Origin of the sequence: Corynebacterium sp. KPL3927 (assembly GCF_040225835.1) — a bacterium.
Taxonomy (GTDB): domain Bacteria; phylum Actinomycetota; class Actinomycetes; order Mycobacteriales; family Mycobacteriaceae; genus Corynebacterium.
The window spans coordinates 1-14,904 of the sequence record NZ_JBEHGD010000026.1 but is presented as its reverse complement, the minus strand read 5'-3'; the positions used below and the strand labels follow the sequence as shown (position 1 = coordinate 14,904).

The window sequence follows — 14,904 nt, the reverse complement described above, 5'->3', positions numbered from 1 at the left end:
TGGATTTAGGGTGACAATGGTGTGCATGGATCAAAAGCCAAGCTTGCAGGAGATGATCGATGCGGTCATCAAAACGTTTATTGTCGCGCATGCAGACGATGGGGATGCCCATTTGGCGCAGGCGCTTGTGTATAACGCAGGACGCTTGGCTTGGCGCTTGCGCGAGATGGGCGTCTCGGTTGAGCAGAAAACCTCTATTTCTGATGTGGTCACGGATGCAGACCGCGCCGCCGAGCGCTTTATCGCCGGCGTGCTAGAGGCCGTGCGTCCCGAGGACGGCCTCGTGGGCGAGGAAGGCACGGCCCGCGAGTCCCAGTCTGGGCGCAATTGGGTCATCGATCCGGTCGATGGGACCTACAATTTCACCTCCGGCTCCGATTATTGGTGCTCGGCGCTCGCGCTTACCGATGCCTCCGGGGTCGCCCTCGGCGCCGTCCACCGCCCCGCCATGGGCTATACCTGGTTTGGCGGGCGCGACTACCCCACCTCGCTCGATGGTAAGGACGTTGCCAAGCTGCAGGATAAGCCGGCAGAAGAAATCTCGCTCTCGTCCTACCTGCACCCAACGTCGCTGGCGGATCCAGAAATTCGTGCTGCGTGGCAGCGGGTGACCGAAAACTTTGCTACAGTCCGTATGCTTGGTGCCGGTTCAGTGGACTTGGCCTCCGTGGCAGAAAGCACGTGGGGCGCATGGATGCAACACTCGGTAGCAGATTGGGATTGGTTCCCCGGCAAGGCTCTCATTGAGGCCGCTGGTGGTGCCGCCCGCAAGGTAGAAGCCGGTGGCGTCGAGTGGTGCTTGGCCGGAAATAAACAAGTAGTTCAACAAATGGAGGAATGGCTCCGTGGGTAAATTCAAAGAAGACTTAGGTCTCGCGCTCGAGTTGGCCGGTCACGCCGATGTAGTCACGATGCACCGCTTCGAGGCCACCGACCTATCCGTCAAGGAAAAACCGGACCTGACCCCAGTATCGGATGCGGATCTCAACTGCGAGAAGCACATTCGCGATTCGCTGAAGCGCTCCCGCCCGCGCGATGAGGTTTTGGGCGAAGAGTTTGGCGGCCAGGCCTGCTACGAGGGCCGCCAGTGGGTCATCGATCCCATCGATGGCACGAAGAACTTCGTGCGCGGTGTGCCCGTGTGGGCCACGCTTATTTCTCTGCTCGAAGACGGCGAACCGGTCGTCTCCGTGGTCTCCGCCCCAGCCCTGCGCCGGCGGTGGTACGCAGCGAAAGGCGCCGGTGCCTACCGCGTCTTTGGCGGTGAGCCGAAGCGCCTGCACGTCTCCCAGATCGAAAAACTAGGGCATGCCTCCCTTGCCATGAGCTCGCTGACCGGCTGGTCCGAGCGCGGATTGCGCGATAAATTCCTCAACTTGACGGATAAGACGTGGCGCCTGCGCGGCTACGGCGATTTCTGGTCCTATTGCCTCGTGGCAGAAGGCGCCGTCGATATCGCCACCGAGCCGGAGGTCTCCCTCTGGGATCTCGCCGCCCCGTCCCTGCTCGTGACCGAGGCCGGCGGTACGTTTACGGATCTGTCCGGCAATCCTGGGCCGCACGGCGGATCGGCCATTGCCTCCAATGGCCGCCTGCACAAGGCCGCGCTGCAGATGCTGCAGGATTAAGGCCGGACCGTAAGCTTCAATAAGACCGGTTCGCGGCGCCCACCCTCGGCGCCGGAGCAGCCGCCGCTCTGTGAGCAGCTTCCGCAGCCACCCGTGGGGCACGAGGACAGCGATTCGCGCACGAGCTGCGCGCTGTGCTCCAAGTGGGAGAGGATGACTTCCACCGTCCCCTGCCCTAATCCTGTCGCGCGGGCGATGTCCGCGGGCGTGGAGTGACCGCCGCGGATCGCTTCTTTTACCTTGTCTGTAGGGCTCATAGGAATAACCTCAGCACCTGGAAGACACCGACTGCCAAGACCCAGGCCGTGACGAGCTGCAGGGCAAAGCCGATGAGCGTCCACTTCCAGCCAATTTCGCGCCGCTGCGCGGCCACCGTAGCCACGCACGGGGTATAGGCCAAGAGGAAGACCATATACGCCCACACCGCGGCCAGCCCGTGCCCGCCAGAGGCGGCACCGAAGTCGCTGCGGATGTGATCGGCCAGCGAAGACTCGGCTTGTTCTTCAGGATCGGCATCCGTGACGTCATCGACGGCGTAGGTCTGCGCCCAGGTGGAAATGAGCGTTTCCTTCGCCACGAAGCCGGTAACCAGCGGTCCGGTCAGGGACCACGAATCGAAGCCAGCCGGCGCGAAGGCCGGGGATATTGCCTTCGATACCGCGCCATAGGCCGAGTCCTCCGGCGGGACGGCTTCCTCGTCAAAGGAATGGCCACCGGTGACGGGTATGGACATGAGCAGCCAAATGACCACTACCGTGGCCACGATGATGCCGCCGGCGGTATGCAGGAATCCCTTCAGGCGCACCCACATGACCGAGAGCGATAGCTTGAACGTGGGCAGCTGATACGACGGCAAGTCAATAACGAGTGCCTCGGACGGCATGGCGCGCCAGACTGTTTTGCGCAGCGCCAGGCCCACGGCTACCACCAGGGCGATGGACAGAACGTACATGCCAAAGACGGCCGATCCGGCGTGATCTGGGAAAAAGACCTGCGCCAGCATCATAAAGACGATAAGGCGCGCCGAGCACGAGGTAAACGGGATAAGCAGGCAGGTAAGGATGCGGTGGCGGACATCGCCAAGCACTCGCGTGGCCGAAATCGCCGGCACGTTGCAGCCATAGCCCACCACGATGGGGATAAAGGCCTTGCCAGGCAGGCCAATCGAGCGCATCACCCTATCGGTGACCACCGCAGCGCGCGCCATATAGCCGGAATCCTCCAGCACCGCCAAGCACAGAAACATCAGCGCCAGTAGCGGAGCGAAGGTCAGTACCATGCCGACGCCACCAATGAGGCCATCAACAAGCAAGCCCGAAATCAGCCAGTGATCCAGGCCAATGGCTTCCAGCCCGGCGCGGGCCGCGTCCGAGACCGGACCGGTGACAAGGTCTTCGAGGCCGTCCTGCATGGGCCCTGCCACCGTGGTGGTGATGAAGAAGACCGCCCACATCACCGCGAGGAAGAGCAGCGGGCCCACCACTGGGTGCAGCACCACGCGGTCCACGCGCTGGGTGAGGGTCTCGCCTACCTCCACGCGGTGGACCGCAGCTTTTTCGGCGGCATCGAGATCCGCAAAGCGCTGATCCAGGCCGGAATCCTGGCGGATGATGGTTGGCTCGACGCGCATGGCCTGTGCCACGGTGGTTTCCAGCCCGTCGAGGTTGCGCCGGCGCCGTCCATTGACGCTGACCACTGGCATGCCAGTGGCGCGGGAGAGCGCTTCAGTATCGATGCTAATGCCCTGCTGCTCGGCCATATCCTCCTTGGTCACGCCGATGACCACGCGGTATGGCTCGGCGGCAATTTGCAGCGCCAAGTTGAGCCCGCGGGCCGGGGCCGTTGCGTCCACGAGGACCACGACGACATCAGGGCGCTCGTCTGCCGGGCAGTCAATGAGCATCTGCTTGGTAAAGGCCTCATCCGGGCTCATGGGCTCAAGTGAATAGGCGCCGGGCAGGTCGATGATGTCAAAGGCCTCTGGCTGCGCATTCCAGAGCCCGCGGCTGACCTCGACGGAGGTGCCCGGCCAGTTGCCGGTCTGGACCTTCGCTCCGGTCAATGCGTTAAAGAGGGTGGATTTTCCGCAGTTGGGCGCGCCCACCAGTGCGAGCACCGGCGTGCCTTCCGCCGCTATCCGCATGGTGGAGGTGCTGTGGCAGCTTGCTGGGCCGTGGAGTTATGTGCCATCGCTTATGCCTCCACCGGAATGACTTCGAGTTGGCGCAGCGTGTGCGCATCCACTGCATAGCGGGCCGTGCCTACGCTGACCACGCGCGCACCACCTGCGACGGTGCGGCCGATCTGCACCCGGGTACCAGGGCGAAAGCCCAGCTCGCGCAGCCGCACGGCCAGTGCCGGTTGGGTCTCTATCGCGTTGTGCAGGCAATCAGCGGATAGTTCCACCACGGCGTCAGTGGGTGCTTGGTCCGCGCGCATGGGCCCGGTTTCTGGTGGGGTGGAATGGGTTTTGTGCATGGGGGAAACCTCAGTTCAAACTTCGCTGTGGAAGCGTTAGCCACAGCAGATATTGACTATTCCTAAATGGACAATAGGTAAGTCTCACCTTAGTTTATGTCTTTGGTTGCAGGCAAGGCTATCCTGCGCTTCCCCCACTTTGGCGGGACACATGCGCGTTATGCGCCCATAGAAATTGCACATAAAAAGCGCCCCGTGCGGCTCTCAAGGCTGAACGGGGCGCTATCTGCTTCGCGGTTTATGCTTCGGGCAAGGTAAACCCTGCGCCAACGCCACCGCGGCGGTTCATATCCGCCAACACGGTGTCCATGTTGGTAGCGGCGGTGGGGTTGTGAACCGCACCCTGCAGCGGGGTGCGGCACGGGAAGTTCACCGGCAGGAAGCCGCCGGAGATGGAACCGATGAGGCGGTCACCAGCGAGCAGCGGCGCGCCGGAATCGCCCATCATGGCGCAGACTTGGTTGACCTGGATGCTTTGTGCCTGCTGATAGGTCATACCGCAGGTCTTGCCGGTGGCAACGCCCTGCTTGCATACGGTCTCACCCGGGTTTACGGTTCCACCCAGGGAATTAACGGTAATCCCGTTGTAGGTGCGGGTGACCTCAGCATTAGAGCCGAATTCGATCACCGAATAATCCAGCTCGTCGTTCTTGGCCACGATGGTGCCCGTCGGGCCAATGTGATCGGAATCGGCCGAGGTAATGGCATCACCCTCATTGCCGCAGTGCCCCGCGGTCAGCCCCACCTTGCGACCGGCATCGTCATTGCCGGCAACGCTCAAGGTGCACATGGTGTCACCATTGATATAGATGGGAGTTCCAGGGCCATAGAGGGACTTGCCCTGGTTCATGGCAACATCGGATTCTTCAGGAATGCGCGGGGCATCGAACAAGGAACCCGGCACGCGGTGCAGAACAAAGTCCGAATCGGGCTTGCCCGCAGCTACCTTGGAAAACCCATCATTTTTCCACTGGTAGTTGGGATTATTGCCCAGTGGCTTTTGCTCTACTTGGGTGGCTTGCTCAAGCAACCCGAACGGGTTCGGGTTGGTGGCCGGCTCTGCGTACTGGGCCTCCTGCTGGCCGTTATTCGCCACCGCGTCGTGCGCGTCCTGTACTGCGGAATCCACGGCATCGGTGACCTGTGTATCCACCTCTGGGGTCTCAATCCCAAAGTCCGCGAGGCCATCGCGCACTTGGTTGATTAACCCTGCCGAGTCAATATCCGGTTGGGGCAATTCTTGGGCGCCTGCTGCCGGGGAACCCAAGAAAAACGCACCAGCGAAAGCCGAGCCCACCAGGACTTTCTTTAGGTGCGGAATGCGAAGCATCAAAGTACCTTCTTTCAGTTGTCAGGATCGTGCTAGCTAAATCCTGACATGGATGACGTGTGAAAGCAGCTAAGTCCTGTGACTGTTTCCAAGCCGTTACCGTTCTTTCAGGTTTCGGGGGTGATCCCACAATTAATCCATCCCAAAAACTTTTCGATGCCCTATTCTTCACTCCATGAGGTCCCCACAGATAAGCGCTGAGACTTAAGATGCCAGAGCCGCTTTCTTATTCCGATACCGCCGGATTCCCGCAACTGCACATGAGCAGGGTCATCGACGCCGAGTTCGATACCGCAGCCCACCGGCTCTTTCGTTGGGGCATCCAGCGCAGCGGCCTTTTCCGCGTTCACCCCACCCACCCGGTTGTACAAGAAGACGCCGAGGTCACCTTAGGCCTTGGCCCGTTTGATTTCCGCTGCCGCGTGGTCGAGACCTTCGCCGACGATGGCCGCTGCGGCTTTACCTACGGCACCTTGCCCGGCCACCTCGAGCGCGGCGAGGAAAGCTTCACCCTGGAGCGCCTGCGCGATGGCCGGACGCTGCTGCTTATCGATGCCGCCTCCGAGCCCTTCCTTCCCGCCTTGCGCCCGCTTATCGATATCCCCCGTCGCCTCCTCATCCGCTGGTTCTACCTGCACGCGCTGGACTAGCATGGCAGCGCCTAGGCCGCTGCCCCTCCTCTCTAGGAAAGGCAGCGGCCTAGGCGCAGTTAACTACTTGCGCTTTTCATCGAGGTTATCGCGAGCCTCGCGCACAACGTCTTTCACGCGGTCAAAGAAACCGCCCTTCTTACCGGATTCTTCCTGGTATTCCTGCGCCTTGTCTTCCACGAAGTCCTTAGCGCGGTTGATGGCCTCTTCAACGACATTGCCAGCCTCGGTGACCTTGTCCTTCAGGTCATCGAAGTCATCGCGTTCATCATCTGCCGCATCCCCTTCCGGTTGCTCCGGCGCGGTGCCGATGTGCTCTTCTTCGGCCTCGCCCACAACGTGCTCTGAGGGCTCATAGTCCGCGTTGTCCTCATCCAGCTTTTCCTGCAGGTCCGGCTGCTCGGACGCGGCGGCGACGTGTTCTTCCTCAGCACCAGTAACGACGTGGTTCTTCGGCTCGTAATCGCTCTGGGTCGCGGAGTCGTCCTGCTCGTCTGCGTTCGCCGTTGCAGCGGCACCGGCAGCTGCTGCACCAGCTCCCGCTGCGCCGGCTCCCGCTGCCGCAGCCTTGCCGGATTCAATCTTGTTGCCCTCGGCATCAGTAGATGCCAAGTAGGTAAATTTCTCGCGGTCCACGTCCACTTCGTGACCAAGGGCGCGTGCAGTTTCTTTAGCCATTGCTTTGTACTCCTTAACTAGATCTATACTTTCCCATTCTAGCGTTCCAGAAAGTTAAGGTGCGTGCACGGGAACCGGCATTGGGAGAAACCGGAAGGCTCTTTTGTGCTCTTCGGGTGCTACCCCGGCAGATAGAGGTACGGATGAGCGTCAGGCTGCCCAAAACAACCGCGTTTCACCAAAAATCGACCCGAAAAATGGACAAACGCGGTCATTTTGGACACTTTCCGCCTCTCCACTGCCAGCCCACAAAAATAAACGTGCAATAAGCATGCGTGCACTAGACACGCGTGCACAGTGCATGTATTCTTCTGACATGGACAATCCAAGCAAACAAGTCGCCGACGCACTGGGACTACTTTCCCAGCGCAGCCTCCGTCGACGTATGTACGCCCATCTCACCGAGGGGCTCGGTGAAGAAGTCAACGAATCCACATATTTGGTGCTCAGCGGCCTAGACCGCTGTGGACCCTCCACTCCGAAAGAGCTCGCCACCGTCATCGGCCTAGATCGCTCGGTAGTATCCCGCCACGCCTCGGCCCTAGAAAAGGCCGGACTCATTGGTCGCACTACCGATCCCCGCGACGCGCGATGGATACAACTGTCGCTGACCCCACTGGGCCAAGACAACGTCGCCGTGATGCGCTCGCGCCTGACCCAACAATTAGAAGAATTCCTCGCCCGCTGGCCGGAGCCCGCGCAACAGCAATTCGCGGAAATGCTCACCGCCCTCACCCACGACGGACCATTCGCCTCCTAATACCTCCATCGCTATCTCCACCATGACCACACCTCACCACGCCTTGTGCGCACACACTTCGAAGGGAACCCCTCATGCAGGAAGAAGAAAAACTCGACCCCCAGACTAGGCGGGTAGTCATCGCCCTTGTCTTCGGTTCAATTTTGCCGCTGCTAGATATCAGCATCGTTAACGTCGCTATTCATTCCATCAGCGAGGCGTTCCACGCACCGATAGTTCTCGCCCAATGGGTCATCACCAGCTACGGGTTGGCCTCCACCATGGCCATTCCGCTCAGCAGCTGGGCAACGCGCCGCTTCGGCGCCAAAAATCTCTGGATTACCGCGCTCGCAACCTTCACCGTCGCTTCAATCCTGTGCGCGATGTCTACGCATATAGACATGCTCATCGCCTTCCGCGTCCTGCAGGGATTCGCGGCGGGCTTCTCGGTGGCGGTGATGCAGACGCTCATCGTCACCAATGCCGGGAAGGACCAGGCCACACGCGCCATCACCGCAATCGGTCTACCAGCGGTCATTGCGCCTGCGATTGCCCCGCTACTGGGCGGGCTGCTTGTCGATGCCATCGGCTGGCGCGCCATCTTCCTCATCAACGTCCCCATCGGCATCGCCGCGATTGCCCTTGCCGTGCACTATCTAGAACGGACCCCAGCAGACCCAGCAGCCCAGCTGGACCGCACGGGATACCTCCTGCTCGCCCCGGGTTTGCTCGCAGCGGTCTATGGCTTTACCACCATCGGGCACATGAACTCTTGGACAAGCATAATTCTCCTCGCCGCCGGCGCGGGGCTGATTGGCTACTTTGTCTTGCATGCGCTCCGGGCGCCGTCACCGCTTATCGATGTCCGCCTATTTACCCACCCCTCCTTTTCCTCAGCGTGGGCAACGCTGGCCATTGCAAGCACCGTATTTTATGGCGGGCTCTTCCTCATTCCGCTGCACTACCAGAGCAACTATGCCTACACCGCACTGCATGCGGGACTTCTGCTAGCCCTACAAAGCGTGGGCGCCTATTTCAGCCGCTCGGCATCGAAAAAATTCATCGCCCGTTGGGGTACGCGGAAGACCGTCTACATGTGCATTGCCGCCACTATTATCGGAACGCTACCTTTCGCCTTTCCCACCGGCCAGGCGGCAGGCTGGCTCATCCTTCAAGGCTGCGCGCTATTCGTGCGCGGCGGCGGCATCGGAGCCCTTACGGTGCTCACGATGTCCGCGACCTACCACGGCTTAGCCAAAGATGAAGTCGTCCATGCCAGCGCTGCGGGCCGCATAGCGACCCAACTTGGCAGCGCACTAGGCGTATCCGTCTGCACGGTGCTGATGACCCTCACCCACGGGGTCGGCTGGACAACGTTCGCCTACTTCACCGTGTTCACCACACTTATGGCTGTAACGGCTACCGGCCTCCCACGCGGGACCGTGGTCCGAAAATAAAAGGTGAAGCTCGAGGCATTTGTCCTACCGAGGTTCCTCTTTAGGAATTCGCTTTTGCTTCCAGGACGAAGAGGTGTTTGCCCCAGCCAACAGCCGTGGCAGAAGAAATAAGAGCGCGGCTATCAGCGGTAGCAGCGCTGACATCGTCCTGGGTCGGCACCTTGGTGCCGAACATGGAAAGCCTTACCAAGTCCTCTTCATAGGAATGCTCATCGCCGCCGGCTTCCTCGAGGACCTCGGTAAGGATATAAGCCCGGCGGGACTTATCCCCACCAACCGCGCGCCCTAATTGGGCGGCCACCTCTTCGCTGCCTAAGACGCTCCAGGGATCGATGAAAATAACGTCAGTTGCCCACGCATAGTCTGCTTCGGTGGGAGAAAAGCCGCTTTCGCTGCCACTCGTTTCGCATCGTTCACGAGAAGCTCCTGCGATTTCCCCTAGCACCGCTTCCGAGGAAGCACCGGTAATAATCCGGCTCTGGGCATGCTCACATCGCCGGAGAATTTCATCCGCATATACCGCACCTCCCTGGCCAATGATGAGGACACGAGCGGTCTCATTCAGATAGTGCTGCAGCGCCTGTGCAGCGGACGGAGCAGTCCACCCAGCGCTCACGTTCTTTTGCTCACAGCGCTCGGCCGCGAGTTGTGGGTCACGGCTCACATATTCTGACCACGGCAATCCCTGTTCGCCTTGCGGTGCCGCCTCACCGGTACGAAGGCTATGCTCAAGGCGCATCAGCGCCATCGCCTCAAGATGCGCCGGCCCGCTGAGCCAACACACCACATTGGAATCTGGGTCCGCTAACTCCATTCCCATTGCAGTCAAGGTGAGGGTGGTTTCGCTGACTTCGACGAGTTCAAGAGCAGCTAGGTAACGGATAAACCTCCGTAACGCCTCCTCGTGAAGGTCTGCCGCAGCAGCAAGGGCAGGAAAAGTATTGGCACCCGCGTCGATCTCTTGGAATAGCCCTAAACGTACTGCAGTGCGGAGCGCAAAGGCTGAATTCAACTCAGCCAAATCATGAATATTGTGCAAAACACTATTGCTGCTCGATGCGCTTTCTTTGCCATCTTTCCGGCTAGTTCGCCGCCAGTAACCTGTAATTTCCTGATGCTCAGGGGCGATTCCGGAAGCCTTAAACAAACGCCGCAGTGTTTTCAGCCGGGAGGCCTCCCCCGCCGCCCATACATATGCTTCGCCCCTAGGCAATTGTGAGTCAGCGGTCTCTTCAAAGAGCGCACTAGCCTTTTCAACGAAGCCCTCGCCCTGGTCACGTATCGCCCAGTGGATCTGTACTGAATCCGGAATGTCTAATTTTTGAATATCAGCGTTCGTCGGAACCTCCACCACCGCAATCGCATCATGCCCAGATGGGAGCGATTCCAGGCAGCGGCCGATGGCTGGGAGCGCAGTCTCGTCTCCTGCCAAGAAAAGCCAATCGGTATGCGTGGGCAACTGTGCACACGACTTCGGGCCTGCCACAAAAATGGGGTCACCAATGCGAGCACTCTGTGACCAGTTTTCGGCCAAGCCCTCACCATGGCGCGCGAAATCAATTGCTAATAGCCCATTAACAGCGTCAAAGTAGCGAACCGTGTATGTGCGGAATAAGTTCTTAACGGCTTCTGGCCACAGGAGGTTGCCATCGTTTTGGGCGATTGGGTGCGGTCGCTCTCCAGTCTCCGGATCCGGGAAGATGAGTCGAACGTCGTCATCAAAACCATGGCTTAATAATGAAGGAACGGAAATACCATCGCGTTCGTGCTCCTGGAGCTGCTCCCCGCTGAACGTAATTCGCCGCATGGATGGCGATATATCTTCGATATTTTCCACGTATAATTCCCGGTAGGAAATTGGATAAATTTCCCTGCTCCGGCTGTTCCTTGGCATTTTTGAGACCATTCCCCTCTCGGTCTTGATGGCTTTTATTTCACTTTGTTCGATGGCCTAATTTTTATTTAGTTTTGCTGACGCTTTGAACGTCTCTTCCCGCGCCAAGCATTTTCCAGCTCACCCACATACCTTTTAACGCAATCATCTTGCTGCGCCGATGGGTGAATATACGGAAAGCCTGACGTCGGTTTTCGTTGCTGGAAAGGCAAGAACGGACGCACCACTGCCTTGGATACAGTCCATTTAAGACAACGCCTTCCGATGAATCGGAAGGCGTTGGCGACTACCTGCCGCAAAGGGGTGAGCCCCATCTAGCAGGCGTCGGAGTTGTGCAGACCTTAACTACTTTCCAACATTTTCCAGCGTCGGCATCGTCTTGTCCAGCACCCAAGCTCGGCTCAGGCTCGTTGGGGTGTTGAGTCCAGCGACGACCGCTTCGTCACCAGCGAGAGTCGCACCGGATTTCACCTGCGGCAAATCTTTGTATCCCGGAGTATTTTCAACTTCTTCGATTGAGCCGGTGCGGTTATAGATGACCATAAAATCAGCGGCTAGGTAGGACACGTTTTCCGGAGAAAGCGTGACTCGGCCATTATCAACTGGAACCGTACCGTCAGTCAGTTTCTCCGGGAACTTCATACCTAGATCGTAGATGAAGGATGCACCCGGATCCTCAGGGTCAGCAACGGCGCCAAAGGATCCCTGGGCGAATTGGGAAACAATGCCGGTTTTACCAGAGAGGTTTGGCAATTTTTCCTTCACATCAGCGAAACGCTTCTGATCCTCTTCAATTGCTTTCTTAGCTTCGGACTCCTTATTGAATATCTTGCCCAAAGCTTCTAGCTGCGCTTCCCAGCCAATGCCCTCCCCGGTATCGGAGATTCCGCCGAGGGTCGGTGCGATGGCTGACAATTCTTTGTAATTGTCCTCAGAAATTGTCCAGTAATCCCCAACGATGAAGTCGGGTTCGATTGCCGCGATTTGTTCTTGTGGCAGAGTTTTGAAATCTGCCTGATCGATCACCTTGACACCATCGAGCTTCCCCTCGCGCCAAGGCGAGTTCTTGTCCTTTGCATTCTGCACGACGGCTGCCGGTTTAATTCCAAGTTCCAGCAAGTTATCAACGGCAGGCCCCACGGCTACCACGTTTTGTGGATTGACCGGATACGTATCTGTACCCCGTGCATGCTCAATGGTCACGTCGTCTGCAACTTCGGAAGTTGCCGCTTCATCGGTTGAATCGTTCGACGAGCATCCTGACAGAGCCAATCCGGCACAGATAGCGGCCGCGATAAATGACCGTGCTCCCCTTTTAAATGACATCCCTATTCCTTAAAGTCGATTTCCTGAAGTTGCCTTTTCAACGCCTTCCATTGGATTTCCCACAGACTCGCGGACAACTTTTAGGTTAGGTTAGCTTTACCTATACCACATTGCAATAGTGTGCCGATACATATTTGTGGAATATGTCATTAACTGGCCCCACCTGGACCGAAAATCGCCCCGAGAGGATTACACCCCTCCCTCGATTGCAATCGAGAGGCGAAAGCCTCCATCTACCCCCTCCCCACCCCAGGACAAGTTAGTATCAAATTTGCCCACCTGGATTAGGGTTGACTAACCTAATCTGAAAAGCATATATTTGTGCCACACCTAACACTTTGCAGAATGTCAATGACGCTAAACCTCGCAATTTCAGTCGTTAGCTCAGCGTAAGCCACAAGTGGGAACAGGAGTTTTCTTTGAGGAGATGGAAGGACTTCAACCGCAAGCCAAACGCCTCAAACGACAGTTTTCTCATTCTTATGGGCCTGACTCTTGGTTGAGCCTATCCAGCCCTAAAGAACACAGGTCTTACCGCACAGAACAGGAACTTCTCAACTGACCGCCATGAGTACTCATTCCAGTTTCGGCATTAACGGCACCCAAGTGCCTCGAAGCCGCACCTATTCGCGACGCGTTGCTGGACTCATACTATGTCTGGCACCGCTCGTCCTCGGAATTTTCTTGAGCATCGCTGTCGGAGCTAGAAGTATTCCACTGACCGACGTCATATCTGCCCTCAGAGAAGTTCCATCGCACCGTGAAACTGCTCTGAACTTTGAACAGCAAGTACTCTTCGAGCTCCGTGTGCCGAGGACGTTGATCGCAATCGTAGTGGGTGCTTCTCTCGGAGTAGCTGGCGCTTTAATTCAAGGCCACACACGAAACCCGCTGGCAGATCCAGGCATTCTTGGAGTCAATGCTGGCGCCGCCTTAGCCGTAGTTTCCAGCTTCGCGCTCTTTGGCTCAATCAGTATGTTTGCCACCACTGTGGCTGCTTTCTTGGGCGCGATAAGTGCAACCATCATTGTCTTCGGTATGGGACGCATCAATGGAGGTAATGCTAGTCCGCTTACTCTTACGCTGAGTGGCGCAGCCTTATCCGCTGTGTTGAATTCAATCACTACAGGCCTCATTCTTGCAGAAGAAGCCAATCTGGACCGTATGCGCTTTTGGACAGTAGGTTCGGTAGCGGGTCGAGGTCTAGACGTCTTTTGGGGAGTACTACCATTTCTAGTCTTGGGCATCGTCTTAGCCTTCGCTTCAGCCCCATCGTTAAACTTGCTTAGCCTCGGAGACGATGTGGCTCAAAGTCTCGGTGCTCAAACCGATCGGGATCGTCTCTTTGGCATGGTCCTGATCGCTCTGCTTGCGGGGGCTGCGACGGCCATGGCAGGGCCCATAGGGTTCATCGGCCTGATAGTGCCGCACTTGGTGCGTGCCATCACGGGTCCTGACTATCGGTGGATTTTGCCGTATTCCGCCCTATTGGGCGCCACGCTACTGGTGCTAGCTGATGTCATTGGCCGGATCATCGCACGCCCTGGCGAATTACCAGTAGGAATTGTCGTCGCTTTTATTGGCGCCCCATTATTCTTCATGCTCGTCTTCCAGCGGAAGGGAGTAGCGCTATGAATAGTCACCGCAATTCTGTCCCCGGTCGCCCCGCCTTCCGCATTGGTACAAAACTATTAGAGCTCTCAACTGTTTGGCGCCCGTGGCAGCTATCTACAACTTTCATCCTCGCTATATTGGCCCTACTTCTTGTGCCTTTTTCTATCATGCTGGGAGATTATCCAATCTCTTTCGGTCGAATACTGGAAGTTATTGTAAGCGGCCAAGGCACTCGACTGGAGAAACTAGTCGTCTTCGAATGGCGAATGCCCCGTGCTCTCACTGCGTTTACAGTAGGATGTGCACTTGGTCTCGCTGGGGCTCTAACACAATCGATAACCAGAAACCCGCTCGCCAGTCCTGACATTTTAGGCATAACCGCTGGCGCCTCAGCAATGGCGGTTACGGTTATCGTCTTCGGCTCGGGTAGCGGCTTCATAGGTTGGTTAGCCGGCATCGGCGTCCCACTAGCCGCTTTTATCGGAGCTGTCAGTACAAGCGTCGTCGTGTGGGTTCTTTCCTGGAAAGGAGGCGGGGCCCGACCCCCGGAAAGTGGACACATCGGGGGTTAACTATGCGACTTTAGCTAGTATAGCTGAAGTCTCGGCTTCAAAGACATCAGGAGCCACAAGATTGCACCAGGAGTGGCGCCTGCGGGTGTTGTAGCGCATGCACCACCGAAAGACTTCCTGACGGCAGATAATGGGATTATCAAAGACTTTCCGATCACGCAGCACTTCACGTTTTAAGGTGGCGTTAAATGACTCTGCCAGGGCATTATCGGCACTCGTTCCCACCGCGCCCATGGATTGGCGTACACCCAGCGACGAGCAGTAGTTTCTAAACGCTTGTGAGGTGTACACGCTGCCGTGATCGGAATGGAAAATAGCCCCGTCAAGACTGCCACGCACACCGTGTGCGTGGGCTAGGGCATCGATGACCAGTGAGACACGCATGTGGTCTGCGAGTGCATAACCTGCAAGTTTCCGTGAATAGGTGTCAATGACTGTAGCCAAATACATGTTTTTGCCTCGGGCCCGAACCCCGGAAAGTGGACACGGGGATTTAATCAAGATGCGATAGTAAGTGTAGCTGATCCGGCGGCTTCGA

The 14,904-nt window shown here is 57.8% G+C and carries 15 protein-coding genes; 7 read left to right on the top strand and 8 right to left on the bottom strand.

All coding sequences use genetic code 11. From position 1 onward, the window contains the following. Window positions 1-16: 16 nt before the first annotated feature. Window positions 17-853 carry an inositol monophosphatase family protein gene (locus tag ABRP86_RS10330; protein ID WP_349864166.1) on the top strand — a complete coding sequence of 279 codons (837 nt, stop codon included), beginning with the start codon at window positions 17-19 and terminating at the stop codon, window positions 851-853. Continuing rightward, window positions 846-1,628 carry a histidinol-phosphatase gene (gene hisN, locus ABRP86_RS10325; RefSeq protein WP_023016942.1) on the top strand — a complete coding sequence of 261 codons (783 nt, stop codon included), beginning with the start codon at window positions 846-848 and terminating at the stop codon, window positions 1,626-1,628. The genes ABRP86_RS10330 and hisN overlap by 8 nt, the downstream gene beginning before the upstream one ends. Here the strand turns inward: hisN and ABRP86_RS10320 are convergent. From ABRP86_RS10320 to ABRP86_RS10305, 4 genes are all read right to left on the bottom strand, one after another. After that, complete coding sequence (locus ABRP86_RS10320; protein WP_349864164.1) at window positions 1,625-1,885, bottom strand: MarR family transcriptional regulator; 261 nt, start codon at window positions 1,883-1,885, stop codon at window positions 1,625-1,627. The genes hisN and ABRP86_RS10320 overlap by 4 nt on opposite strands. After that, window positions 1,882-3,771 carry a ferrous iron transport protein B gene (gene feoB / locus ABRP86_RS10315; protein WP_349864162.1) on the bottom strand — a complete coding sequence of 630 codons (1,890 nt, stop codon included), beginning with the start codon at window positions 3,769-3,771 and terminating at the stop codon, window positions 1,882-1,884. Before feoB ends, ABRP86_RS10320 begins: the two co-directional genes overlap by 4 nt. Window positions 3,772-3,821: 50 nt before the next feature. After that, window positions 3,822-4,106 (bottom strand): FeoA family protein, encoded by a 285-nt coding sequence (locus tag ABRP86_RS10310; RefSeq protein WP_349864160.1) that lies wholly within the window; start codon window positions 4,104-4,106, stop codon window positions 3,822-3,824. Between the two features lie 238 nt (window positions 4,107-4,344). Continuing rightward, window positions 4,345-5,436 (bottom strand): S1 family peptidase, encoded by a 1,092-nt coding sequence (locus ABRP86_RS10305; RefSeq protein ID WP_349864158.1) that lies wholly within the window; start codon window positions 5,434-5,436, stop codon window positions 4,345-4,347. Window positions 5,437-5,645: 209 nt separating this feature from the next. Between ABRP86_RS10305 and ABRP86_RS10300 the strand changes: the two genes are divergently transcribed. Then, on the top strand, window positions 5,646-6,086 hold the full coding sequence (locus ABRP86_RS10300) for a DUF1990 family protein (RefSeq protein WP_349864156.1): 441 nt from the start codon (window positions 5,646-5,648) through the stop codon (window positions 6,084-6,086). A 63-nt stretch (window positions 6,087-6,149) separates the two neighbouring features. On the opposite strand, the gene ABRP86_RS10295 is transcribed toward ABRP86_RS10300, so the two are convergent. After that, the gene (locus ABRP86_RS10295) at window positions 6,150-6,764 is read right to left on the bottom strand and encodes a kinesin (RefSeq protein ID WP_349864153.1); all 615 of its coding nucleotides are present in this window, start codon (window positions 6,762-6,764) and stop codon (window positions 6,150-6,152) included. 316 nt (window positions 6,765-7,080) lie between these two features. Between ABRP86_RS10295 and ABRP86_RS10290 the strand changes: the two genes are divergently transcribed. Together ABRP86_RS10290 and ABRP86_RS10285 are read left to right on the top strand one after the other, a co-directional pair. Further along, window positions 7,081-7,524, top strand: a complete 444-nt coding sequence (locus ABRP86_RS10290) for a MarR family winged helix-turn-helix transcriptional regulator (protein WP_349864150.1) — start codon at window positions 7,081-7,083, stop codon at window positions 7,522-7,524. Between the two features lie 74 nt (window positions 7,525-7,598). After that, a complete protein-coding gene (locus tag ABRP86_RS10285) occupies window positions 7,599-8,960 on the top strand; it encodes a DHA2 family efflux MFS transporter permease subunit (RefSeq protein WP_349864148.1) in 1,362 nt (453 codons plus the stop codon). Between the two features lie 40 nt (window positions 8,961-9,000). Here the strand turns inward: ABRP86_RS10285 and ABRP86_RS10280 are convergent, their stop codons facing one another. Then, a complete protein-coding gene (locus ABRP86_RS10280; RefSeq protein ID WP_349864146.1) occupies window positions 9,001-10,866 on the bottom strand; it encodes a siderophore-interacting protein in 1,866 nt (621 codons plus the stop codon). Between the two features lie 333 nt (window positions 10,867-11,199). After that, window positions 11,200-12,180 (bottom strand): ABC transporter substrate-binding protein, encoded by a 981-nt coding sequence (locus tag ABRP86_RS10275; protein WP_349864144.1) that lies wholly within the window; start codon window positions 12,178-12,180, stop codon window positions 11,200-11,202. Between the two features lie 567 nt (window positions 12,181-12,747). Here ABRP86_RS10275 and ABRP86_RS10270 point away from each other — a divergent pair. Together ABRP86_RS10270 and ABRP86_RS10265 are read left to right on the top strand one after the other, a co-directional pair. Further along, on the top strand, window positions 12,748-13,815 hold the full coding sequence (locus ABRP86_RS10270) for a FecCD family ABC transporter permease (RefSeq protein WP_349864142.1): 1,068 nt from the start codon (window positions 12,748-12,750) through the stop codon (window positions 13,813-13,815). Further along, on the top strand, window positions 13,812-14,366 hold the full coding sequence (locus ABRP86_RS10265) for an iron chelate uptake ABC transporter family permease subunit (protein WP_349864140.1): 555 nt from the start codon (window positions 13,812-13,814) through the stop codon (window positions 14,364-14,366). Before ABRP86_RS10270 ends, ABRP86_RS10265 begins: the two co-directional genes overlap by 4 nt. On the opposite strand, the gene ABRP86_RS10260 is transcribed toward ABRP86_RS10265, so the two are convergent. Then, window positions 14,367-14,904: DDE-type integrase/transposase/recombinase (locus tag ABRP86_RS10260; RefSeq protein WP_349864137.1), on the bottom strand; the 538-nt coding region annotated here is incomplete at its 5' end. It lies immediately after the preceding gene.